At 40.6% G+C, this 22,725-nt stretch carries 24 protein-coding genes; 17 read left to right on the top strand and 7 right to left on the bottom strand.

Going from position 1 to position 22,725, the window contains the following annotated elements:
- Nucleotides 1-39: 39 nt before the first annotated feature.
- Nucleotides 40-1,119, bottom strand: coding sequence for a glutamine-hydrolyzing carbamoyl-phosphate synthase small subunit (gene carA / locus SLH46_RS04485; protein WP_320279963.1), 1,080 nt, complete (start codon nt 1,117-1,119; stop codon nt 40-42).
- A 220-nt stretch (nt 1,120-1,339) separates the two neighbouring features.
- On the opposite strand from carA, the gene argR reads away from it, so the two are divergent.
- The 15 genes from argR (at nt 1,340) to SLH46_RS04415 (ending at nt 14,008) form a co-directional block, all read left to right on the top strand.
- Complete coding sequence (gene argR, locus SLH46_RS04480) at nt 1,340-1,825, top strand: arginine repressor (RefSeq protein WP_320279962.1); 486 nt, start codon at nt 1,340-1,342, stop codon at nt 1,823-1,825.
- 8 nt (nt 1,826-1,833) lie between these two features.
- A complete protein-coding gene (locus SLH46_RS04475) occupies nt 1,834-2,487 on the top strand; it encodes a GNAT family N-acetyltransferase (protein ID WP_320279961.1) in 654 nt (217 codons plus the stop codon).
- A gap of 85 nt (nt 2,488-2,572) precedes the next feature.
- Nucleotides 2,573-3,766 carry an argininosuccinate synthase gene (locus SLH46_RS04470; protein WP_320279960.1) on the top strand — a complete coding sequence of 398 codons (1,194 nt, stop codon included), beginning with the start codon at nt 2,573-2,575 and terminating at the stop codon, nt 3,764-3,766.
- A 1-nt stretch (nt 3,767) separates the two neighbouring features.
- Nucleotides 3,768-4,736, top strand: coding sequence for an N-acetyl-gamma-glutamyl-phosphate reductase (argC, locus tag SLH46_RS04465; protein ID WP_320279959.1), 969 nt, complete (start codon nt 3,768-3,770; stop codon nt 4,734-4,736).
- Between the two features lie 108 nt (nt 4,737-4,844).
- Nucleotides 4,845-5,981 carry an aspartate aminotransferase family protein gene (locus SLH46_RS04460; RefSeq protein WP_320279958.1) on the top strand — a complete coding sequence of 379 codons (1,137 nt, stop codon included), beginning with the start codon at nt 4,845-4,847 and terminating at the stop codon, nt 5,979-5,981.
- Nucleotides 5,982-6,018: 37 nt separating this feature from the next.
- Nucleotides 6,019-6,816 carry a pyrroline-5-carboxylate reductase gene (gene proC / locus SLH46_RS04455; protein ID WP_320279957.1) on the top strand — a complete coding sequence of 266 codons (798 nt, stop codon included), beginning with the start codon at nt 6,019-6,021 and terminating at the stop codon, nt 6,814-6,816.
- A 4-nt stretch (nt 6,817-6,820) separates the two neighbouring features.
- On the top strand, nt 6,821-7,924 hold the full coding sequence (gene proB / locus SLH46_RS04450; protein ID WP_320279956.1) for a glutamate 5-kinase: 1,104 nt from the start codon (nt 6,821-6,823) through the stop codon (nt 7,922-7,924).
- Between the two features lie 168 nt (nt 7,925-8,092).
- Nucleotides 8,093-9,343 (top strand): glutamate-5-semialdehyde dehydrogenase, encoded by a 1,251-nt coding sequence (locus tag SLH46_RS04445; RefSeq protein ID WP_320279955.1) that lies wholly within the window; start codon nt 8,093-8,095, stop codon nt 9,341-9,343.
- An 80-nt stretch (nt 9,344-9,423) separates the two neighbouring features.
- Entirely contained in the window at nt 9,424-10,371 is a 948-nt protein-coding gene (locus tag SLH46_RS04440; RefSeq protein WP_320279954.1) for an N-acetylornithine carbamoyltransferase, read from the top strand.
- Between the two features lie 22 nt (nt 10,372-10,393).
- Nucleotides 10,394-10,609, top strand: a complete 216-nt coding sequence (locus SLH46_RS04435; protein WP_320279953.1) for a hypothetical protein — start codon at nt 10,394-10,396, stop codon at nt 10,607-10,609.
- On the top strand, nt 10,609-10,881 hold the full coding sequence (locus SLH46_RS21665; protein WP_442873552.1) for a type II toxin-antitoxin system RelE family toxin: 273 nt from the start codon (nt 10,609-10,611) through the stop codon (nt 10,879-10,881). The genes SLH46_RS04435 and SLH46_RS21665 overlap by 1 nt, the downstream gene beginning before the upstream one ends.
- Entirely contained in the window at nt 10,878-11,609 is a 732-nt protein-coding gene (gene hisA, locus SLH46_RS04430) for a 1-(5-phosphoribosyl)-5-[(5-phosphoribosylamino)methylideneamino]imidazole-4-carboxamide isomerase (RefSeq protein ID WP_320279952.1), read from the top strand. The genes SLH46_RS21665 and hisA overlap by 4 nt, the downstream gene beginning before the upstream one ends.
- Nucleotides 11,610-11,640: 31 nt before the next feature.
- Nucleotides 11,641-12,396: an imidazole glycerol phosphate synthase subunit HisF gene (hisF, locus tag SLH46_RS04425; RefSeq protein WP_320279951.1), complete on the top strand. Its 756-nt coding sequence runs from the start codon at nt 11,641-11,643 to the stop codon at nt 12,394-12,396.
- A gap of 85 nt (nt 12,397-12,481) precedes the next feature.
- The gene (gene hisIE, locus SLH46_RS04420; protein ID WP_320279950.1) at nt 12,482-13,099 is read left to right on the top strand and encodes a bifunctional phosphoribosyl-AMP cyclohydrolase/phosphoribosyl-ATP diphosphatase HisIE; all 618 of its coding nucleotides are present in this window, start codon (nt 12,482-12,484) and stop codon (nt 13,097-13,099) included.
- A 228-nt stretch (nt 13,100-13,327) separates the two neighbouring features.
- Complete coding sequence (locus SLH46_RS04415; RefSeq protein WP_320279949.1) at nt 13,328-14,008, top strand: hypothetical protein; 681 nt, start codon at nt 13,328-13,330, stop codon at nt 14,006-14,008.
- An 84-nt stretch (nt 14,009-14,092) separates the two neighbouring features.
- On the opposite strand, the gene SLH46_RS04410 is transcribed toward SLH46_RS04415, so the two are convergent.
- The 5 genes from SLH46_RS04410 to SLH46_RS04390 all read right to left on the bottom strand — a co-directional run bounded on the left by SLH46_RS04410 (nt 14,093) and on the right by SLH46_RS04390 (nt 19,482).
- Nucleotides 14,093-14,716 carry a DUF4494 domain-containing protein gene (locus SLH46_RS04410; RefSeq protein WP_320279948.1) on the bottom strand — a complete coding sequence of 208 codons (624 nt, stop codon included), beginning with the start codon at nt 14,714-14,716 and terminating at the stop codon, nt 14,093-14,095.
- Between the two features lie 307 nt (nt 14,717-15,023).
- Complete coding sequence (locus SLH46_RS04405) at nt 15,024-16,256, bottom strand: ammonium transporter (RefSeq protein ID WP_320279947.1); 1,233 nt, start codon at nt 16,254-16,256, stop codon at nt 15,024-15,026.
- Between the two features lie 25 nt (nt 16,257-16,281).
- A complete protein-coding gene (locus SLH46_RS04400; RefSeq protein WP_320279946.1) occupies nt 16,282-16,638 on the bottom strand; it encodes a P-II family nitrogen regulator in 357 nt (118 codons plus the stop codon).
- An 84-nt stretch (nt 16,639-16,722) separates the two neighbouring features.
- Complete coding sequence (locus tag SLH46_RS04395; protein WP_320279945.1) at nt 16,723-17,388, bottom strand: hypothetical protein; 666 nt, start codon at nt 17,386-17,388, stop codon at nt 16,723-16,725.
- A 459-nt stretch (nt 17,389-17,847) separates the two neighbouring features.
- Nucleotides 17,848-19,482, bottom strand: coding sequence for an ArnT family glycosyltransferase (locus SLH46_RS04390; RefSeq protein ID WP_320279944.1), 1,635 nt, complete (start codon nt 19,480-19,482; stop codon nt 17,848-17,850).
- Nucleotides 19,483-19,553: 71 nt separating this feature from the next.
- Here SLH46_RS04390 and SLH46_RS04385 point away from each other — a divergent pair, with 71 nt between their 5' ends.
- The gene (locus tag SLH46_RS04385; RefSeq protein WP_320279943.1) at nt 19,554-20,240 is read left to right on the top strand and encodes a hypothetical protein; all 687 of its coding nucleotides are present in this window, start codon (nt 19,554-19,556) and stop codon (nt 20,238-20,240) included.
- A 46-nt stretch (nt 20,241-20,286) separates the two neighbouring features.
- Here SLH46_RS04385 and SLH46_RS04380 read toward each other — a convergent pair whose 3' ends face one another.
- A complete protein-coding gene (locus SLH46_RS04380; RefSeq protein ID WP_320279942.1) occupies nt 20,287-20,943 on the bottom strand; it encodes a hypothetical protein in 657 nt (218 codons plus the stop codon).
- A gap of 296 nt (nt 20,944-21,239) precedes the next feature.
- Between SLH46_RS04380 and argH the strand changes: the two genes are divergently transcribed.
- Nucleotides 21,240-22,571 (top strand): argininosuccinate lyase, encoded by a 1,332-nt coding sequence (gene argH, locus SLH46_RS04375; RefSeq protein WP_320279941.1) that lies wholly within the window; start codon nt 21,240-21,242, stop codon nt 22,569-22,571.
- The last annotated feature ends 154 nt before the right edge of the window (nt 22,572-22,725 follow it).

The following is a 22,725-nucleotide window of genomic DNA, read 5'->3' as shown; positions in this document are numbered from 1 at the left end:
GCAATCACAAATCGTTAATCGTCATTCTGCGGTTCAATCCTATTTCTTACTCTCGACGATATTTTTAATGAATTCATCGAATAAAAACTCGGTATCTACCGGACCACTTGAAGCCTCGGGGTGGAACTGTGTCGAAAAGAATGGCTTTGTTTTGTGCTTGATTCCTTCGTTTGTCTCATCGTTAACATTCGTAAAAAGTGGCTCCCAGTCGCTTGGCAAAGTTTCTGTAGCTACAGCAAAACCATGGTTCTGCGAAGTGATGTAACATTTGTTTGTTCCTTCAAGCAGCACAGGCTGGTTGTGGCTGCGGTGACCGTATTTTAACTTGTAAGTTTGGGCTCCTGCAGCACGCGCCAGTAATTGGTTTCCTAAACAGATTCCCATAATTGGCTTTTCTTCACCAATTACATTTTTAATGTATTCAACTGTTGCATCGCACATGGCCGGGTCACCCGGTCCGTTCGAAACAAACAATCCGTCAAACTCTTCTTTTGTATAATCGTAATCCCATGGCACGCGGATTACTGTTGCGCCTCTGTCGAGCAGACAACGTATAATATTGTTTTTTACGCCGCAATCAACCAACACTACTTTGTGTTCTCCATCACCGTAAACCTCACGCTCCTTGCAACTGGCAACGGCTACAAGGTTTTCTTTGTTTGGATCGTAAAAATCAATTTCATCTTCAAACTCGATTTTTCCCAACATCGAACCTTTCTCACGTAAAATTTTCGTTAAGGCTCGCGTGTCAATATCGAACAAACCCGGTACATCGTACTCTTTTAACCAGTCACTCAAACTTTTCTCTGCATTCCAGTGGCTGAACTCGAATGAGTAATCAGAGATTATCAGACCGGAAATGTGCAATTTGTGCGATTCATAATATTTGTGTATTCCGTTCTCTTTCTTGTTAAAAGGAACGCCATAATTCCCAATCATTGGGTAAGTCGACACCAGGATTTGCCCGGTGTAAGATGGATCAGTCAAACTCTCAGGATAACCCGTCATTGCGGTATAAAAAACGACCTCTCCGGCCACTGACTTTTCGCTTCCAAAGGATTTCCCCATAAAAACCGTTCCGTCTTCAAGCGTTAATTTTGCCTGTTTTACTTTGTACATATTCCGATTTAATAATTAAAAAAAATGCGCTTGCCCTAAAATAGTTCAAACGCATTTCAGTTATTCTTTATACTTATTTTCAAATACACTTTATCAGCCATAATGTTAAGAACATGATATTAAAATCATTTCCCGGTGCAAAAATAAAAAATATTCTGAAATTCTTACCTGTTATTTTATATAAATGTATATTTTTGCATTACAAATGAATATTTATTCAATGAAGAATAAAGCACAACGACAACGAGAAATCAGAAAAATAATCCAAAGGGGCAGTGTACACAGCCAGGACGAATTACTGGTAGAATTAAAACGCCGGGGATTCGAACTTACACAAGCCACTTTATCACGCGACTTAAAAGTGTTACAAGTCGCAAAAGTTCCACATCCGGCAAAAGGATATGTGTACACAATTCCTGAAAACGCGCAGGTGCAAAAAGCAAGTTCCGAGCACATTAACCGGATAAATTACCTGGCCGACGGATTTAAGGATATACAGTTCTCGGGAAACCTGGCCGTTTTAAGAACGTTGCCGGGATACGCCAGCAGCATTGCTGCAGTAATTGATGGCGCAAATCCATGGGAAATACTGGGAACAGTTGCAGGAGACGACACTATATTAATAATACAAAGGGAAGGAATATCGAAAAATGATTTGACCGAGGCATTATTCAAAATTATGCCGAAGCTTCAAGACAAATTGTAGATCGAATAATGAAGAGTTTAAATAACATTAAGGTTTTGATTGCCGAGGAAGTTCACCTGAAATTCATCGACGACATAAACGATGCCATCGACAGTGCATCGAAACAACGTGGGACTGGTATTGCCCGTCGTACCTACGAATACCTTGCTGACAAAATGAAGCAGGGAAAAGCCATCATCGCATTGGAAGATGGGAAAGTTTTTGCCGGTTTTTGCTACATAGAAACCTGGCAGGAGAAAGGCTTCGTGGCCAACTCGGGTTTAATTGTTGCCGAAGATTACCGTGGAATTGGGCTGGCAAAGGCGATTAAAAAGAAAGCATTTGAGCTTTCGCGTAAAAAATATCCAAACTCGAAAATTTTTGGACTAACCACCGGTTTGGCGGTTATGAAAATCAACCACGAGCTGGGTTATCGTCCGGTTACTTTCTCAGAACTTACGCTTGACGATCAGTTTTGGAAAGGCTGCGAAGGATGTATCAACCACGACATACTGGAAAGAACCGGAAGAACAAAATGCCTTTGCACCGGGATGTTATACAATCCAGAATGGGAAAAACCAACTTTCACCAGCACAAACGGTATTAGAAAACGTAGTTTAATGGATCTTTTACCAAAAAGAAAGTTCAAAAAAGAAAAACAAGTTAATAAAGAAAATAAGTAGAGTGGCGGCAAGATATTCAAGCAGGCAGCTACAGGCTTTGAATTGAAAATAAACTAGGCCGTCACTCTTTTAAAGATATTGAGTTATGAGTAAAAAATTGGTACTGGCATTTAGCGGAGGACTCGACACATCGTTCTGTGTTAAATACCTAAAGGAAGAAAAAGGTTATGATGTTTACACAGCAATTGCTAACACGGGCGGTTTCTCTGATGAAGAGCTAAAAGCCATTGAAGAGCGCGCACTGGCGCTCGGAGCAATTGAACACATTACATTAGACGTAACCAACGAGTATTACGACAAGTGTATCCGTTACATGGTTTACGGTAATGTTTTGCGTAATAACACCTACCCTATTTCGGTAAGCTCAGAACGAGCATTTCAGGCCATTGCAATTATTGAGTACGCCAAAGAAATTGGTGCGCAGTACATCGCTCACGGAAGTACCGGCGCCGGTAACGACCAAATTCGTTTCGACCTTACTTTCCAGGTTTTGGCTCCTGAAATTGAAATCATTACGCCAACCCGCGATATGTTGCTAACTCGTCAGTACGAAATTGATTACTTGAAGAAATACGGTTTCGAGGCCGACTTCACCAAAATGGAATATTCCATTAACCAGGGGCTTTGGGGCACCAGCGTTGGAGGTAAAGAAACCTTGACCACGGAAAAAAACCTTCCTGAAGAAGCTTATCCAAGTCAATTGGAAGCCACCGAAACCAAAACCATCGAGCTTGGTTTTGAGAAAGGCGAACTGGTTTCTCTTGATGGAGAATTCTACGAAAACGGTCCGGATGTAATCCGTGCGCTTGAGGCTGTAGCATCGAAATATGCCATTGGCCGCGACACACACGTTGGCGACACTATAATTGGTATTAAAGGCCGCGTAGGTTTTGAAGCTGCCGCACCGCTAATTACGATTAAAGCGCACCACCTGCTGGAAAAACATACGCTTACTAAATGGCAATCGTACTGGAAAGAGCAGCTGGGCAATTGGTACGGCATGTTCCTTCACGAGGCCATGTACCAGGAGCCGGTAATGCGTAACATCGAAGATTTCCTTGAATCAACACAGGAAAATGTTACAGGTAAAGTGATCGTAAAATTAAAACCTTACCACTTCGAGCTGGTTGGAATTGAATCGGAACACGATTTGATGAATTCAGGATTTGGCCAGTACGGCGAAACTGTTGAGGCATGGACCGCTGACGATGTAAAAGGATTTACCAAGATTTTATCGAATTCACTAAAAATCTATAATAAAGTAAACGGGAATTTATAGGATGATTAAAGTTGGAATAATAGGAGGAGCCGGGTACACTGCCGGAGAGCTGTTGAGAATTTTACTGAATCATCCGCACGCTGAAATTGGTTTTGTGCAAAGCACTAGCAATGCTGGCAACCTTATTTCGGATGTTCACATCGATTTACTGGGAGAAACCGATATCAAATTCACCGACCAAATGCCTTTCGACGAAGTGGATGTTATTTTCCTTTGTATGGGGCATGGCAAGTCGATTGAGTTCATGGAAGAAAATTCGTTTCCGAAATATTTGAAAATTATCGACTTAAGTCACGATTTCAGATTAAAAAGAGAAGGCAACGACTTTGTTTACGGTTTGCCTGAATTAAATCGGGAAGAAATTGAGTCGTCGGAGCGAATCGCCAACCCTGGTTGTTTTGCAACCGGAATTCAACTGGCATTGTTGCCACTTGCTGCTAACGATTTGCTACAGGATGAAATCCACGTTCAGGCCATTACCGGATCAACCGGAGCAGGCCAAAAACCAACTGCAACGTCGCATTTCAGCTGGAGAAGCAGTAATGTTTCGGCTTACAAAATTTTCGAACACCAGCACGAAGGCGAGATTATTCAAAGCCTGACGCAATTGCAACCGGATTTTGAAAAGGATTTCAACTTTGTTCCGATCCGTGGTAATCACACCCGTGGAATATTTGCAGCTTGTTATACAAAATTTGATGGTTCGCTTGAAGAAGCCAACGAAATATATAAAGATTACTACGCCGATCATCCGTTTGTTTTTGTAACCGACAAGAATCCGGGAGTAAAACAGGTAGTGAACACCAACAAAGGCGTAATTTATTTGGAGAAACATGGGAACAAACTGGTTATAATCAGCTTAACCGACAACTTAATAAAAGGCGCATCCGGACAAGCAGTTCAAAACATGAACCTGATGTTTGGTCTGGATGAGAAAACCGGACTGAATTTAAAACCGGTAGCATTTTAAAAATATTGCACGCAGATCACGCGGGTTAACATAGATAAAGTCAGCGTTTTCAGCGAAATCTGCGAGAAACAAAAAACAGGAACGGCTTCGGTCTTCCGACTTAAGAATATGAAACTATTTGATGTATATCCACTTTTCGACATCACCCCGGTAAAAGCAGAAGGCTGCTATGTTTGGGATGAAAATGGAAAGAAATATCTCGATCTTTATGGCGGACACGCTGTAATTTCAATCGGTCACAGCCACCCTACATACGTTGGAAAAATTTCGTCACAACTTTCGCAGATCGGATTTTATTCCAACTCGGTTCAAAATCCCTTACAAAAAGAGCTGGCAGAAAAATTAGGCAAACAGAGTGGTTGCGAAGACTACCAGTTGTTCTTGTGCAACTCAGGTGCCGAGGCCAATGAAAATGCACTAAAACTGGCTTCTTTTATTACCGGAAAAAAGAAGATCATCAGTTACAAAAAAGGTTTTCACGGACGTACTTCTGCAGCCGTTGCCATTACTGACAACCCGAAAATTATTGCTCCTGTTAACGAAACAGAAAATGCGGTAATTCTGCCACTAAACGACATTGAAGCCACGGAAGAGGTTTTAAAACAAGGCGATGTAGCAGCGGTAATTGTTGAGGGAATTCAGGGAATTGGTGGAATTAACATTCCTGAAAACGACTTCCTGACCAAACTAAAACAGCTTACGGAAAAATATGTGGCTGTATTGATTCTTGATGAAATACAATCAGGTTACGGCAGAAGCGGAAAGTTCTTTGCCTACCAACATACCGACATAAAACCAGATATAATTACAATGGCCAAAGGAATGGGTAATGGTTTTCCGGTCGCCGGGGTACTGATCCAACCGGAAATAGAACCGTGGTTTGGAATGCTCGGAACCACTTTCGGAGGAAATCATCTGGCTTGTGCAGCAGCAATCTCCGTTCTTGATGTAATGAAAGACGAGAAACTGGTAGAGAATGCCGAAAAAGTTGGAAATTACCTGATGGAAAAACTGGCAGCTTTGGATGCTGATTTTGAGATACGAGGTGAAGGATTGATGATCGGGCTGGAATTTAAGCAACCAATTGCCGAAATTCGTAAGAAATTACTTTTTGACTACGGTATTTTTACCGGTGTGTCGGGGCAATACATCATCCGACTTTTACCACCACTGAGCCTGACAACCGAGCAGGCTGATACATTTTTGAAGGCGTTTACAGAAGTACTTTCTACGTTCGCTGAATAAATAAACAGAGATTGAAAACATCTACTAAATTAGACCAATGGAAAATAAAAAAATAACAATAATCGGGGTTGGAAATATGGGAGGCGCCATAGCTGTTGGCCTGTTAAAATCAGGATCAGTAAAGGCTTCAGACATCTCGATTTCTGACAGAAAAGAGTCGACGCTCAAGAAAATGAGTGACCTTGGAATCAATGCCTACGACGACAATAAGGAAGCAGCAAAGGACGCTGACATTATTATTGTGGCCGTAAAACCCTATCACATCGAAGGGGTTATCAATGATTTGAAGCCGGTTTTAACACCCGATAAAATTTTTATTTCTATTGTTGCCGGGGTTGGCATCGACGAATTGGGAGAAATGGCCGGAAACGACCTTCCTATTTTTAGAGTGATGCCAAACACCGCTATCGCACTTCAGGAATCGTTAACCTGTATTTCGGCAAATGCCAACACCGAACAGCACCGCGAGTACGTGGTGGAGTTATTCGATAAACTAGGGAAAACAATTGAGATTCCCGAAGAGTTGATGGCTGCTGCAACTGTACTTTCGTCGTGCGGAATTGCTTATGCACTGCGCTACATTCGTGCTGCAATGCAGGGTGGTATCGAAATCGGTTTTAGTGCAGAAATGGCACAGCTTATCACTGCTCAAACGGTAAAGGGTGCAACTGAATTATTGTTACAGTCCGGCCATCATCCTGAATGGGAAATCGACAAAGTAACTACGCCAATGGGCGTTACCATTACCGGATTGAACGAAATGGAACACAAAGGCTTTAGTTCGTCTCTGATACAGGGAGTTATGGCCTCGTACAAAAAAATAAAAGACCACTAGAAAAGTGCAGACCCGTTACAAAAAAATAACAGTAAAAGTTGGCAGCAATGTGCTGGCAAAAGCCGACGGAACACTTAACGTTGCGCGCATTGCCCACCTTGTCGACCAGATTGCCCGGCTCCAGAAAAATGGCGTTGAGGTGGTTTTGGTATCGTCGGGAGCGGTGGCTGCAGGACGTGCTGTTATGAATGAAACGAAAAAGTCTGACGCTGTTTCGCAACGGCAGTTATGGGCTGCACTTGGTCAGGTAAAACTCATTTCGCGTTACTCCGATTTTTTCCACGAAGAAGGACTTACCTGCGCGCAGGTACTCACTACCAAGGAAAATTTCTCGAGCCGCGGACATTACCTGAACATGAAAAACTGTATCACTACACTTCTTGAAAATAAAGTGATACCGATCGTAAATGAAAACGATACGATTTCAGTAACTGAATTGATGTTTACTGACAACGACGAACTTTCAGGACTGATCGCCTCTATGGTAGATTCTGAAGCCTTGATTATTCTCAGTAACATTGATGGAGTTTACACCGCTCACCCGAAAAGCGAGGGCGCTGAACTGATCGAACGTATTGAAATTGCCGACAAAGAACCTGAAAATGCAATATCTTCAGAACGTTCGGATTTTGGCCGTGGCGGAATGCTCACCAAATTTCGTATCGCCAAAAAAGTGGCCAGCGATGGAATTGGCGTTCACGTTGCCAACGGAACCCAACAGGATGTTTTGATCAATTTATTGGACAAAACCCAAAACCTAAAACACACCTATTTCGTACCTAACAAGAAGTCGTCGAGTGGCGTAAAAAAATGGCTTGGCTATTCCGATGGTTTTACAAAAGGACAGGTAACGATAAACGAAGGTGCCCAAAAAGCACTGGCTTCGGAAAAAGCCGTTAGTTTATTACCCGTTGGGATTATAAACATTGACAGTGAGTTTAAAAAGGGAGACCTTATAAAAATAGTTGATCAAAACGGCGAACTTATCGGGCTTGGAAAAGCCTCGTATGGCTCAGAAAAAATTGAAAAAGAGAAACAATCGGAAAAACAAAAACCGGTGGTTCACTACGATTATTTATACATTGAAAATAAAACAAACGGTACATAGAAATTAAAAATAAAATAGCTCAGAGTAACCTTTAACGAGTGTTTGTCCACCAGGACAAACTATCCTTACTCCCCTTTTTTGATGCCTTAATTTGAACTTATTCTGAGCTCCCTCTCCCTCCCCCGGGAGAGGGTTTTTTCTTAAACGACCGCATAAAACTACTGACAGATGAAAATACAGGGGCAATTACAAAAAACACTGGAAGCATCACGCAAGCTCAATCTTGTGGATGACAAACAGGTAACTCAACTCCTGCTCGAATTAGCCAATGCCGCAAGGGAAAACTCGCAATTGATCCTTGCCGAAAATAAAAAAGATCTTGACCGGATGGATCCTGAAGATCCTAAGTTCGACCGGTTAAAACTTACTGAAGAGCGTATTGAAGGCATTGCTTCCGACATGGAAAATGTCGCCCATCTTGAAAGTCCCGTTGGGAGAATTCTAAAAGAAACCACCCGGGATAACGGTTTGAAGATTACAAAAATATCGGTGCCTTTTGGTGTAATCGGAATTATCTACGAAGCCCGTCCGAACGTTACATTCGATGTATTTGCATTGTGTTTGAAATCAGGGAATGCCTGTGTTTTAAAAGGTGGCAGCGACGCAATTTACTCGAACGAGGCGATCATTTCTGTCATTCGCAAGGTATTGACGAAATTCAATCTCGATGAAAATACTGTCACCTTGCTTCCTGCAGGGCGTGAAGAAACAAACGAAATGCTGCGTGCACACGGATATATCGATTTGATTATTCCACGCGGGAGTCAGGGCCTGATTAATTTTGTACGCGAAAATGCCACCATCCCGGTAATTGAAACCGGTGCAGGAATATGCCACACTTATTTCGATGAATTTGGTGATGCCGAAAAAGGCCGCGAGATTATTTTCAATGCTAAAACCCGTCGCGTTTCGGTTTGTAATGCACTGGATTGTTTGGTAATTCACGAAAGCCGTTTGAATGAATTGAATGACTTTGCAAAAAAACTCTCGGAAGAACAAGTCGTGATATATGCCGATGAAAAAGCTTATAAACAAATAGAACCGGTTTATCCAAAGGAGCTGTTGTTTGAGGCCACTAAGGAATCATTCGGAACGGAATTTTTGTCTATGAAAATGTCGATAAAAACAGTTGGATCATTCGAGGAAGCTTTGAATCACATTAATACACACTCATCAAAACACAGCGAGGCCATAATTTCGGAGGATGCCGATCGGATTCAAATGTTCCGCAAAATGGTGGATGCGTCTTCTGTGTATTCAAATACATCAACAGCCTACACCGATGGTGCACAATTTGGGCTGGGCGCTGAAATTGGTATCAGCACACAAAAATTGCACGCCCGCGGACCGATGGCATTGGAGGAATTGACCAGCTATAAATGGATAATTGAAGGAAACGGACAAGTACGTCCAAGATAAAAGGCAAAAGTAAAAAGGCAAAATATAAACATTGGAAGCTGAAACTTCGGTCTTCGTGCTTCCATTTTCAAACTTATAATATGAAAAACTTTACATCAGTAAAAGATATTCCCAGCATTGAAAAAGCGCTGGCAACCGCATTCGAAGTAAAAAATAACAAGTTTGGATTTCAGCACCTTGGTAAAAACAAAACCATGGTTTTGGTATTTTTCAACTCAAGTCTGCGCACACGCCTCAGCACCCAAAAAGCTGCTATGAACATGGGTATGAACACCATGGTGATGAACGTAAACGAAGACAGCTGGCAGCTGGAATCGGAAATGGGCGTGGTAATGGACGGAAAAAATGCTGAACACCTGCGCGAAGCAATCCCTGTTATTGGTAAATATTGCGATGTAATTGGCGTGCGTGCTTTTGCCAAATTTGAAAATCGCGAAGACGATTACGCTGAAAAAATACTGAGCCAGTTTGTTGAATATGCCGGCGTTCCGGTAGTGAGTATGGAAGCGGCAACTCGTCACCCGCTGCAAAGTTTTGCCGACCTAGTAACCATTGAAGAACACAAAAAGGTTGATAAACCAAAAGTAGTTCTCACCTGGGCACCGCACCCGCGTGCCTTGCCGCAAGCGGTTCCAAACTCGTTTGTGGAGTGGATGCGCGAAACGGATTACGAACTGGTAGTTACACACCCAAAAGGTTACGAACTGGCACCAGAGTTTATGGGCGATGTAAAAGTGGAATACGATCAGAAAAAAGCTTTTGAGGGCGCTGATTTTATTTATGCAAAAAACTGGGCTTCATACAACGAATACGGCCAGATTTTATCGAAAGATATGAGCTGGACAGTTGATGAAGCAAAAATGGCGTTAACAAACGATGCCAAATTTATGCACTGTCTTCCGGTACGCAGAAATATGATTGTTACTGATGGCGTTATCGACAGCCCGAATTCAATTGTTGTTGATGAAGCCTACAACCGCGAAATTACTGCCCAAGCAGTACTGAAGATGATTTTGGAAGATAAGTAAGTTGTTGTAATTTTGTAATGTGATGAAAACAATTACAATTGACATATCCGAGAAAGTCTATACTTTATTCAGAGGGCTTTTAAAACAGCTCCCCAAAGGAAGTTATAAAATCTACGAGGAAGATCCTGATGTTCTTACTGCTGAAGAACAAAAGGAACTTTATTCAATTCAAAACAAATTGGACAAAGGTGATCTAAGTGATTTTGTAGATTGGGATGATGTTCAAGATAAGTTTTAATGTATTCCCTGAAAATTCATAAAAAAGCCTTGAAATTCCTTAATGCGCAAACACCAGCGCTAAAGAGCAATATCAGGCAAAAACTCAACCTTCTCAAAGAAAATCCATTTTCTCATGAGTTGCTTGACATAAAGAAATTAAAAGATACATCTGATTATTTCCGGTTAAGAGTAAGGAACATTAGAATTATTTACAAAATTAATGGAGAAGAATTATTAATTCTAATCACCAATGCCGGAAACAGAGGGGATATTTATAAAAAGAAATCATGACCAAAAAAATAGAAATAATTCCTGCCATCGACTTGATTGATGCCAAATGCGTGCGACTTTCGCAGGGCGATTACAACCAAAAAACGGTTTATAATGAGAATCCACTGGAAGTTGCCAAAATGTTCGAAGATGCGGGAATCACCCGTTTGCACCTTGTTGATTTGGACGGGGCAAAAGCCAAGCACATTGTAAACTACAAAGTACTCGAAAACATCGCCGGAAAAACTAACCTGGTAATCGATTTTGGAGGTGGACTAAAATCGGATAAGGACCTGGAGATTGCTTTTAACTCGGGGGCAGCAATGGTTACCGGGGGAAGTATCGCCGTAAAGGAAAAAGATACTTTTCTGAGTTGGCTGGAGAAATTTGGCAGCGAAAAGATCATTCTGGGCGCCGATGCAAAAGACGGTAATATTGCAGTAAGTGGCTGGCTGGAAACGACTGAATTAGGAGTGATCGATTTTATTTCAGAATTCCATAAGCAAGGAATCAGCAAAGTAATTTCAACAGATATTAGCCGCGATGGAATGTTAAGCGGCCCATCTTTTGAATTGTACGCCGACATAATGAAAACGCTTCCTGAGGTGGAAATTATTGCCAGCGGTGGAATTGCCTCCATGGACGACATATTAAAATTAGATGAAATGGGCGTCCCGGGTGTAATTACAGGAAAAGCCATTTATGAAAATCGCATAACTTTGAAAGAAATTGAGAAGTTCATTTCATAGTGATTGAACTTTTAACTCGGAACTTATAAAAATGCTTGCAAAACGAATAATACCATGCCTCGATATCCGCAACGGACAAACCGTTAAGGGAATCAACTTTGTTGATATTAAAGAAGTGGGCGACCCGGTAGAATTAGGCGCAAAATATGCTGCCGAAGGTGCCGACGAGCTCTGTTTTCTCGATATCACGGCAACTCACGAAGGCCGCAAAACTTTTGTTGAACTGGTAAAACGTATTGCTGCTCATATCAACATTCCGTTTACAGTTGGTGGTGGTATCAGCGAATTGAGCGATGCAGAAAAGCTTTTGGCTGCAGGAGCCGACAAGATCTCGATTAACTCATCAGCAGTTCGAAATCCAAAACTTATCGACGACCTGGCACTAAATTTTGGAAGCCAGTTTGTGGTAGTTGCCATCGATGCGCGCGGCGATGAGAACGAACACTGGACTGTTACAGTAAACGGTGGTCGCATTCCAACTGACAAAGAACTTTTTTCGTGGGCAAAAGAAGCAGAAGACCGTGGTGCCGGAGAAATCCTGTTCACTTCGATGAACCACGACGGGACAAAAAATGGGTTCGCCAATAAAGAGCTTTCGAAAATGGCCGATATGCTCAAAATCCCTATCATTGCATCAGGCGGCGCAGGTACCGAAGAACATTTTGTCGATGTTTTTACTGAGGGAAAAGCAGACGCCGGACTGGCTGCCAGCATCTTCCATTACAACGAAATTCCAATTCCGGTTCTTAAGAAATACTTAAAAGAAAAAGGCATCGTTGTTCGATAGCCAATCAAAATAGTAACTTCGCAGCACAATTACAGAATTAAAAATTGCTCCGGGCTTCAGGCTTCGGACTTCCGACTAAAGAATTATGAGACAGCTAACAGATATTTCAACGATCGATTTCAACAAAATGGACGGACTAATTCCTGCCATCATTCAGGACGCAGAAACGCAAAATGTACTGATGCTGGGTTTTATGAACGAAGACGCCCTCGCAAAAACGCAGGAAATTGGCAAAGTGACATTTTTTAGTCGCACCAAAAACCGTTTGTGGACCAAAGGTGAGGAATCTGGAAATTTTCTGAATGTAGTTTCAATGGCAATTGATTGCGACAATGACACATTACTTATAAAAGTAAATCCTGTTGGACCTGTTTGCCACAAAGGCGACGACACCTGTTTTGAAGAAAAAAACTCGGGTAACGATATTCAGTTTTTATCTTACCTCCAGGATTTTATCGACAAACGCAAAGCTGAAATGCCGGAAGGTTCGTATACTACTTCTCTATTCCAGAAAGGGACAAGAAAAATTACACAAAAAGTTGGAGAAGAAGCTGTTGAAACAATTATTGGAGCAATGGCAAACGACGATGAAAACTTTAAATACGAAGCAGGAGACCTGCTTTATCACCTGATTGTGCTGCTAACACACAAAGGTTATCGTATTGAAGACATTGTTCGCGAACTAAAGAAACGACACAAGTAAGACCCTAAGCTTCAGCACATTACAACATTTTAACATTGTTAAATCCCCACTGTAAAAACTGAGAAAAGATTATATTTATCTGATTCTCAATATATTCTATAACATGGTTATGAAACATAGTTCCATAACATAACTATAAAACATTGTAAATTACCACTTTACAATTAGGTATTTTTAATCGTTACTCCGTAGCTTTGTTCTATCTTCTAACTACAAAATACCGCTTTTATGGAAACATTAACCGTTTGTCCTACCAGCACGGCAACCATTTTAGCTTGCCAACAAATTGCAAAAACATTTAAAGAAAACATCTACGAGCTCTCTGTTTTACGTAGAGAGTGGGATCCCGAATTTGCCACTTCTCTTAGTGTTTGGATCGATGATACCATTGATAAACATTATGCTGACGACCTTGATGTGTTACAGGACGAGCACTACCGCGAGTGGCACGACATTATGGTTGAAGGCCTTCAACACCTCAAAGTTTTGAGGGCATCGATGAAAGTAGATTTTAAAAGAGATAAAGCATTTTTGAAAGATTTCTTCCTGAATACAGGTTATTCCGATTATTTCAGCGATGCCAAAAATGGCGACCATATCAGTTTATTTAAGTTCCTAAAAACCTTTGCCGCCAATATAAATGAAGGAGTAAGACAGAAAGTTGTTGAAAAAGGAACACCTGATATTTTGTTCGACAAAATTTTGGTTTGCGCCAACCGGGTAAGCCAATTTGAAGATTGTTTTATCGCATTAGAGGGAGAAGCATCGCTTGACAATTACGGGAAAAACGAAGTGGCACAGATTTATGAGGCCATCCAGGATATTTGCAGGATAGCTATTGCATATTATCAGTTTGATCCGGAAATGCGTTGTAAATTTAATTACTACAAGGTTATGGTAAACCTATAGGACATTTTTCGTCAACTACTTAATAATTAACTTAAATGCAGTCTGCCCATCGGTTTTCCGACAGGCGGACTGCTATTTTTTTAACTATTCTTCTGGTTTTTCTTCAGCCGAATCTGCAATTTCTTCAGCTACTTCAGTTTCTTCTGCAATTTCTTCAGCAGGAGCTGCCTCCTGCTCTTCTTCGGTGAATGGATTTACACCATCAGTAAATATCGGATTCTTTTTCTCTTCAACCACAGATACCGGCACATAACCATCAGGGATTTGTGCTTCCTCCGGATTATAAGGAAAAACATCTACAATCGGACTAACCGCCAACGAAGTAACAACAAAAGGAATAACCAGGTATTCCAAACTTTCATCCAAACGGTTCAATGCTTCCTTAATATCATCGGCCATTATCAGGTAATTTGTTTTTATCTTTTTCTCCTTACCTGCGTCCTCGTCAATTGTAACCAAATTAATGGCTGCTTTAAACCACCATTCACCGTTTTCATACGGAAAAACTTCGGCAATACGCGATTTTTTAATGTCAACAATCTGAAACTCTCCACCTCTAACTATTTGCTGCATCTGGCGGATAATACGCGTTTCGGCATCGGTGTACGATACCGCATCCAACAAAAAGTTTTCTGTTACCATCGACTCGCTTCCACTCTCGGAAACTTTCATATATTTCACTTTACTCTCGAACCAAGTCTGCATCATAATTTCTACATTTTTAAGAAGTGACAAAAATACATAAGCCTCAAATACTTTAGCTTAAAAGCTTTCATTTTTATCAACAAAAAACCGACTACAAAATTGCAGTCGGTCTCCGATTCTTTTAATCTAACTAAACTAACTAATAACTACCCTTGACCTTAATTAACGTAAAACGAAATGTATTATATGCAGTTAAAATAACGTAGTTCTAATTTTCATTTTTAAGTGTTGTAGTTGAAAAGAAAAATGGCCCCGCCCAACGACGGGGCCACAAACAGACAGCTACAGACTTAAAAGCTGAAGAAGATTATTAATTATAGGCACTCTCACCATGTTCGTAAACATCGAGGCCCTCTTCTTCAATGCGCTTAGAAACGCGCAGAATATTTGCTTTCTTCAAGATGAAGAATAATACCAATCCTAAACCGAATGCCCAGGCGAAGAATGCTAACACTCCGATTGCCTGAATACCCAGCAATTTTGCTCCACCACCGTAGAACAAACCTTCAGAAGTAGAGAATAAACCTACTGCCAGTGTACCGAATGCACCGCTCACACCGTGAACAGAGATTGCACCAACAGGGTCGTCAACTTTAATTACCTTATCAATAAATTCAACTGCGAATGGCAGAATGAAACCGGCAATAATACCGATGAATAATGCTCCCATTGGATTTACAGCATCACAACCAGCTGTAATGGCAACCAAACCGGCCAAAGCACCGTTCAACGAAATTGAAAGTGAAGGACGTTTGTAACGGAACCATGCAACCATCATTGCAGTAACAGCACCGGCTGCAGCAGCAAGGTTAGTAGTAACTGCGATGTGACCAATTGCAACAGCATTATCAGTACCGGCAGCTGCTAATTGCGAACCAGGGTTAAATCCGAACCATCCGAACCACAGGATGAATACACCCAATGCTCCCAATGCCAGGTTGTGTCCTGGAATCGCTTTTGCTTTTCCGTCTTTTCCATATTTTCCAATACGAGGTCCAATGATAGCTGCACCAGCTAAACCAACCCATGCACCAACAGAGTGTACGATAGATGAACCGGCGAAATCGTGGAATCCAAGTTGGCTTAACCAACCACCACCCCATGTCCAGTGACCTGAAATTGGGTAAATAACCACAGTAATTACGATACTGAAAATCAAATATGCTTTAAACTCAGTTCTTTCAGCCATTGCTCCCGAAACAATAGTTGCAGCAGTAGCAGCAAATACAGTTTGGAAAAACAAGTCGGCATAATCAGAATAATTGTCGCCAAAACCGTCGCTCATAAAGAACAGGTCAGGCATTCCAATAAATCCTCCTATAGAGTCTCCGTACATAATTGTAAAACCAATGACCCAATACAGTATTGAACCGATTGAGAAGTCCATTAAGTTTTTCATTAAAATGTTCGCGGTGTTTTTCGATCGTGTAAAACCTGCCTCCACCAAGGCAAATCCAGGTTGCATAAACATTACCAGAAATGCAGCAACCAATAACCACATATTATCTATACCTATTTGTAGGCCTTGCAAAGTTTCTTCCATGATAATCTAATCTTTTATTCAGTTACTACTCTTCTTTACCTTTAATAAAAAGTGACTCATCGCCATTCTCTCCGGTTCTTATTCGGTATGATTCTTCGATAGGAAGAACGAATACTTTTCCGTCACCGATTTCACCGGTTCTGGCTGATCCTAAAATGGCTTGAACTGTTTTATCTACATTTTTATCGCGAACGATAATGGACAATTTTATTCTTTCAATTGTACTGGTATCGTAAACAATACCACGGTATGAACGACCTTCGCGAGCCTGGCCAACTCCTCTTACATCCCAGAAAGAGAAGAATTCAATGCCTGCTTCATAAAGAGCGTCTTTTACCTCATCAAATTTTGATTTACGTATTACTGCTTCAATCTTTTTCATCTTATTATATTGTTTGTTTTTTTAAAAGTATAAGATGTAACGAGTCCGATGAACGGACTCGTTTCATTTCAAAATATCTTTCTACTACAGCGAAATACCAACTGCAACGTGGAATCCTCCTGTAGATGGATTTAGCATAACTGCTCCTGAAACCGGCAGACTGAAACTTTCAGTAATTTGAACTTCTTTTGAAGTACCTACCATTATGTTACAGATACTGAAGTCACCATCGTCAGTGTATTGTCCGTCGCCACCACCAAGGGTGATATCAACAGGACCTGCTGAAACGGCTGCTTCAAGATATAGGTCACTTGTCGTGTTAATTTCGTCGTCTCCAAGTCCTTCCATGTAAGCCGCTGTGAAAGTAAAGGCACCTACTCCCAAGCTTACCATTGGTTCGAAATAATGTGATTCTCCTTCTGTCCAGTCTGATCCTGGGAAGTAGTAATCGGTTAAAGTAAAGCTTAACGAAGCATTTTCACCTAAGTCGAAACCATAACCCATATAAAGGTCGGCCTCTGCTGCTTCTTCAGAACCTGTGCTGTAAGATCCCCATGCACCAATGGCAAATCCTCCTGCACTAAATTCAACTCCGGGCTGAAAAGCTGCTCCTGTTCCAAATTTAGCACCACGCCATAAATAACTGCTGTAGATGTCTAAACCTGTGCTCCATTCCTGAGCTTTCACATTCGTTGTAGAAACAACAAAAAGTAGTAACATACTTACTGTAATCAGTAGTGTCTTTTTCATAATCATAAATTTTAAAAGTTAAACTGCTATTTTGTCTTTTTAAATCTCTGCCCTTAATTAAAACAAGGTATGATTTTCGTTTTTGTACCTTTTCGAGGAATCACCCCCTTGTTTTTTGCTGTTGATTCAAATTAAATTACTTTTTTTCAATCAACACCCTATTTTATTGCCCAGTATTAATTCGCTTAACAAATTATTAATATTTGATGCATTATTGTACCTTTTTGATATGTTTCGACGCATTTTACTGCCGTTTTCACATCAAAATGATTGGTTCAGACCACAAATAAACAGTTTCAGAAGAAATTAATTCGGGGATAATTAATGAGAAAAAATGCGTTATGGATAAAACAGGCAAGACACAACAATCCTCTTATCACATTTCAGCCATGTAACAGAAAGATAAAAGCAAAAGAAAATGCTGTGATTTTCGTTTGGGGGCGCGTCAAATGAATTAAACTATTTTAACTCCACAAGATACATGGTACGAAAACGACTGGCTCTTGTTTTTGGATTCAGAAAGCGTGAAGACTGACTGGTTAATTGTTTGTGCCCGGTAAACTTCTTTATAACCTCCATATCGAGGTTCAATTCCTGCATACTGGCATAACCGTCTTCGGTGGTATAGATCCATGCTCCGGGTTTAGGCAAAAATGCCTCCAGGTTTTCTTGTTCTATTAAATATGTTCCGGGCGCCTTCGAGTAAAGCAGAAGATTCCAAAGGCGCGCCTTTTCTCCATATATATTTAATGTAGCACCATCGGGAGCTTTTTCGTTAAAAATTTCAGCTGCTTCAATCGAAGTATGAAACGTCAACATATTAGGCAACAGATTCACATTAACGGTAAAGAGCATTATTGTAACCGTAAATGTTAACATCATTACCTGTTTTGGCAAATCGTTCTTTTTAACTACCATTACTATAACACCTGCAAAAAGGATCAGGTAAACCGCCCAAAACCACACACGTGTTTCCGGGAAAACCACAATCGGAATCACCATCAGAGCCAAAGCTCCAATTACTGCAATTACTTTATTAATAATAGCAACCGTATTTCTTGCTTTTGATTTATCAGCAGAACTAAACAAACGCACCGTCCATTTTGCACTTATTATATACATAAAAGGAACCGCCGAAAGCATATAATGTGGATTTTGCTGTTTCGCTACCGACAGAATACCCAAATAAACCACAACGGCAAAAATGTTTACCACTTCAAAATCGGTAGTTTTATTTTTTCGTAAGCCGATCAGGCTTCTTATTTCCTGAATAAAACCATAAACCATAAAAATGGTCCACGGCAATAATACGTATAACGATGTATGCAGGTAGAAAGAATAATCAGTACTACTTCCGTGGTATGAACCGGTAACACGTCCAACGTTATTGGTCCAGAAATAAAACTTGATTCCCTCGAGCCCAAACTGATTCAACAAACCGGCCATTGCAGGTACGATCATTATCCCAACAATCACCAGCGCAATCAGCCAACGGTAATTGAAAATCTCTTTCCATTGTTTATGAACAAGCAAACTTCCACCAATTGCTGCAGCAGGAATTACAACTCCCACCGGCCCTTTTGCCAACATCGATAAACCAACGCCAACTGCCCCAAGTAAAAAATTCTTCCACCTGTGATTTTTCAGGTAGGCAGAAAATTGCCACACCGAGAAAACCACAAAGTTTGCGAGTAAGGTATCTGTGTGTATATCGTTATTAAAGTGCTGAAATCCCAATGACGTAATCCAAAAGAAAGCTGCCAGCAAACCGGTTTCTTTTCCGTAAAAAAGTTTTGCGAGCCGGTAAGTGGAGTAAATCCCGATGAATGAAAACAGAAGAACGGCCAGTTTGTATGCCGGTATCGACAAACCAAACAACTTAAAAGTAACCGCTGCAATCCAGAACAACATTGGAGGTTTTTGGTCGTAGGCATCGCCACCAATTGTCAGGTTAATCCAGTCGTGGTTCATCAGCATTTCGCGACCAACTTCTGCATATTTTGCAGCGTTTACAACCAAGGGAACCGGCAAAGCCGAGATAATTATTAAAAGAATGGGAATAATAACTGCAAAGTAAAAACGACGATCATTCATTAGTGATGAATTTAAACAAGCGCAAAGGTAAAAAATACTAATTTTACGCCTTCAATAATAATTTGGTACAAATGAAGAAAAATATTTCGTGGATTACAATTATCGACATTGTAGTTTATGCCCTCATTATTTGTTTTGTGGCTTATGGAAAATACCAAAGTACGATTAGTCGCGAGGCTTTTTTCCGTGTAATTCGCGAAGATGGCTGGGTGGAATACCTAACCGCCCTCTTTCTACTTTTAGGATCGATAATTTTTGCCATTAAAGCCGTTCGAGCTAAAAAAGAAAAAAACAGGAAACGAATATTTTTTAATGCATTGGCTTCTTTTGTTTTCTTTTTTGGACTGGGCGAGGAAATCTCCTGGGGGCAACGAATTTTCTCGGTACAATCGGGCGAATATTTTATGCAAAACAACTACCAAGGCGAAACCAATCTGCACAACCTTGAAATTGGCGGAGTAGATTTAAATATCCTCATATTTTCGCAACTAATGTTTGTTGCACTCATCACTTATTTTATTCTTCTGCCAATTCTTACATGGAAAGTAAAAGCAATTCGTAAACTGGTAATAGATTATGGTGTTCCGATTCCACGCCTTCACCATATAATAGTATTGTTTGCCGTAAACGCATTTATTCCACTGGCAATAAATATGATTAAAGAGAGTGAATTGCACGAACTGGCATTAACAGGAATCATGTTTCTCATCCTTTTAAATCCGGCCAAAAAGATTAAAAACATTAGTTTAATCGGCTAATGCATTTTATTCTGGAGGCTTAAAAATTAGTAAAGAAAAGTTTGTTTTACGGAAGAAGCTCTTCCTTCGAATTGTAAGGATCGAGAAACACCAAAAGCAAAACAGACACAAAAATAGCTTCCCACAACTCCCAAATTCTTCGTTCAGGAATAAGCAAAACCACGCCTGTGCACAGCATTATAATTATTGAATACCTTATTTTAGGAACCGGAATTCCCCATAAATCGATCGTGCGTGTGAAGAATGACCACTTTTTATATAGCAGAAGTACTAACGCAAAATAAGCACCGAACACAACTACCAGCCCGGTAGAAAAAATAAGTTTATTCAGGTTCACGCCTCCCACCTCTAAATTGTGCAGGTTGGTTTCTCCCTGAAAATTATGCTGTGAAAAAAACTCTCCGGTTTGAATTGAAAATATACGCTGCCCCCACGAAATCTCTTCGCCAAAACCAAAGAATGCTCCGGCAGCCACAACCACACTCATGGCCACCCAAAGTTTATTTCGGTCGCCATATTGTTTAAACAAACGCACAGCAAACAGCACCGAAATCAACAGCAAAACCAGAGCCGTCAGGTTTTCAAGCGGCCCATCTTCTTTCACCATCATGTGGCAAAAATCATAATTAAAATAAAAACTTGATGCAGCATATAACGATGCAGCAATAATAAGATAAGCTATAGCTAAAAATACTTTTTTCATGGTAGAATTTTCCAAATCGCCCCTGATTTCTGCGCTATCAGCGGCATAAATAACAAAGTGCAAATCTAATAATATTAAGCAAGAAATATCTCTTCCCGTTTAGCTTATCTGATCGCAAAAATTTCAGCACCATTTTATATCTCTGCTCCGTTTGTTATTTATCGGGTTTAGCCCGGCAAATTGAAAGAAGCTTTCATTTGAAATTTTATCTTTGCAATTATTAATAATAGAGGCGCCGAGGTGCAATCCGGCTTATCTTTCCGTATTCTGCTTGTCGCCTTCTAAGCATCTTTAAAATGAAACTCTGGGATAAAGGAACACCTGTTAACAAGGCAATTGAAGAATTTACTGTTGGTAAAGACCGCGAACTTGATCTGTTTTTGGCAACGCACGACATTTTGGGTTCGATGGCACACGTAACGATGCTCGAGTCGGTTGGACTAATCGATAAGGATGAGCTGCCAACACTTCTTGCTGAGCTTAAGAATCTTTATGCCGTTGCCGAAAAAGGAGATTTTACCATTGAAGAAGGTGTTGAAGATGTACACTCTCAGGTTGAATTTATGCTCACCGAAAAACTGGGCGACCTCGGTAAAAAAATCCATAGCGGACGTTCGCGCAACGATCAGGTACTACTCGACCTGAAACTTTTTACCCGCGATGCCATCAAAGAAATTACTGAAACAACATCCGGTCTTATCGATGTTCTGTTAAAACGTGCCGAAGAAACAAAAGAAATTTTAATGCCGGGTTACACCCACTTGCAAGTGGCAATGCCATCATCGTTTGGATTGTGGTTTAGCGCCTATGCCGAAAGTTTGTCCGACGATTTGGAATTACTTTTATCTGCATTCAACATTACCAACCAAAACCCGCTTGGCTCAGCCGCCGGCTACGGTTCGTCATTCCCGTTAAACCGACAAATGACGACTGATCTTCTCGGATTTAAGAACATGAACTACAACGTGGTTTATGCACAAATGGGACGTGGAAAAGTTGAAAAAATTGTTTCGTTTGCCCTGGCTAATCTGGCAGGAACTTTATCGAAACTGGCTTACGATGTTTGTTTATTTATGAGCCAGAACTTCAATTTTGTAAGCCTGCCCACCGAGTTTACTACCGGCTCGAGCATTATGCCGCACAAAAAAAATCCTGATGTTTTTGAGCTAACGCGCGCTCGTTGCAACAAACTACAAGGTGTTCCGGCACAAATCGGCTTAATTATCAACAATTTACCAAGTGGCTACTTCCGCGATTTACAAATGGTAAAAGAAGTTTTTCTACCGTCGTTTAAAGAAATGAACGACTGCCTGAATATTGTTTCGCTGGCCATCGACAAAATGTCGGTAAATACTGATATACTCAACGACAGCAAATACGACTACCTCTTTAGTGTAGAAGAAGTAAACAAACTTGTTCTGCAGGGAATTCCTTTCCGCGAGGCCTACAAACAGGTAGGTGCACAAATAGAAAGTGGAAACTTTACGCCTGAAAAATCCGTAAACCATAGCCACGAAGGAAGTATCGGGAACTTATGTCTCGATAGCATTAAAAATAAAAAAGAGGAGATTGTTAATAAATTTCTATTTAACAAAATAGAAGAAGCAAAAAATAACTTATTGAAATAGCTCTTCAAGTAGCTGAAAACGTGACAAATGTCACAGTTTTAAAATATCCCATAAAAGCTTTTTAGTTTTTTATGATTTTTCTCAAGGTTAATTGTATGTTATTAAACACAATTAACACCTTAATAGATTGCAAATACACACCTCTTTAATTATT

It is taken from the genome of Draconibacterium sp. IB214405 (genome assembly GCF_033963885.1).
In the GTDB taxonomy this organism is placed as follows: Bacteria; Bacteroidota; Bacteroidia; order Bacteroidales; family Prolixibacteraceae; genus Draconibacterium.
This window is presented reverse-complemented; position numbering and strand designations above follow the sequence as displayed.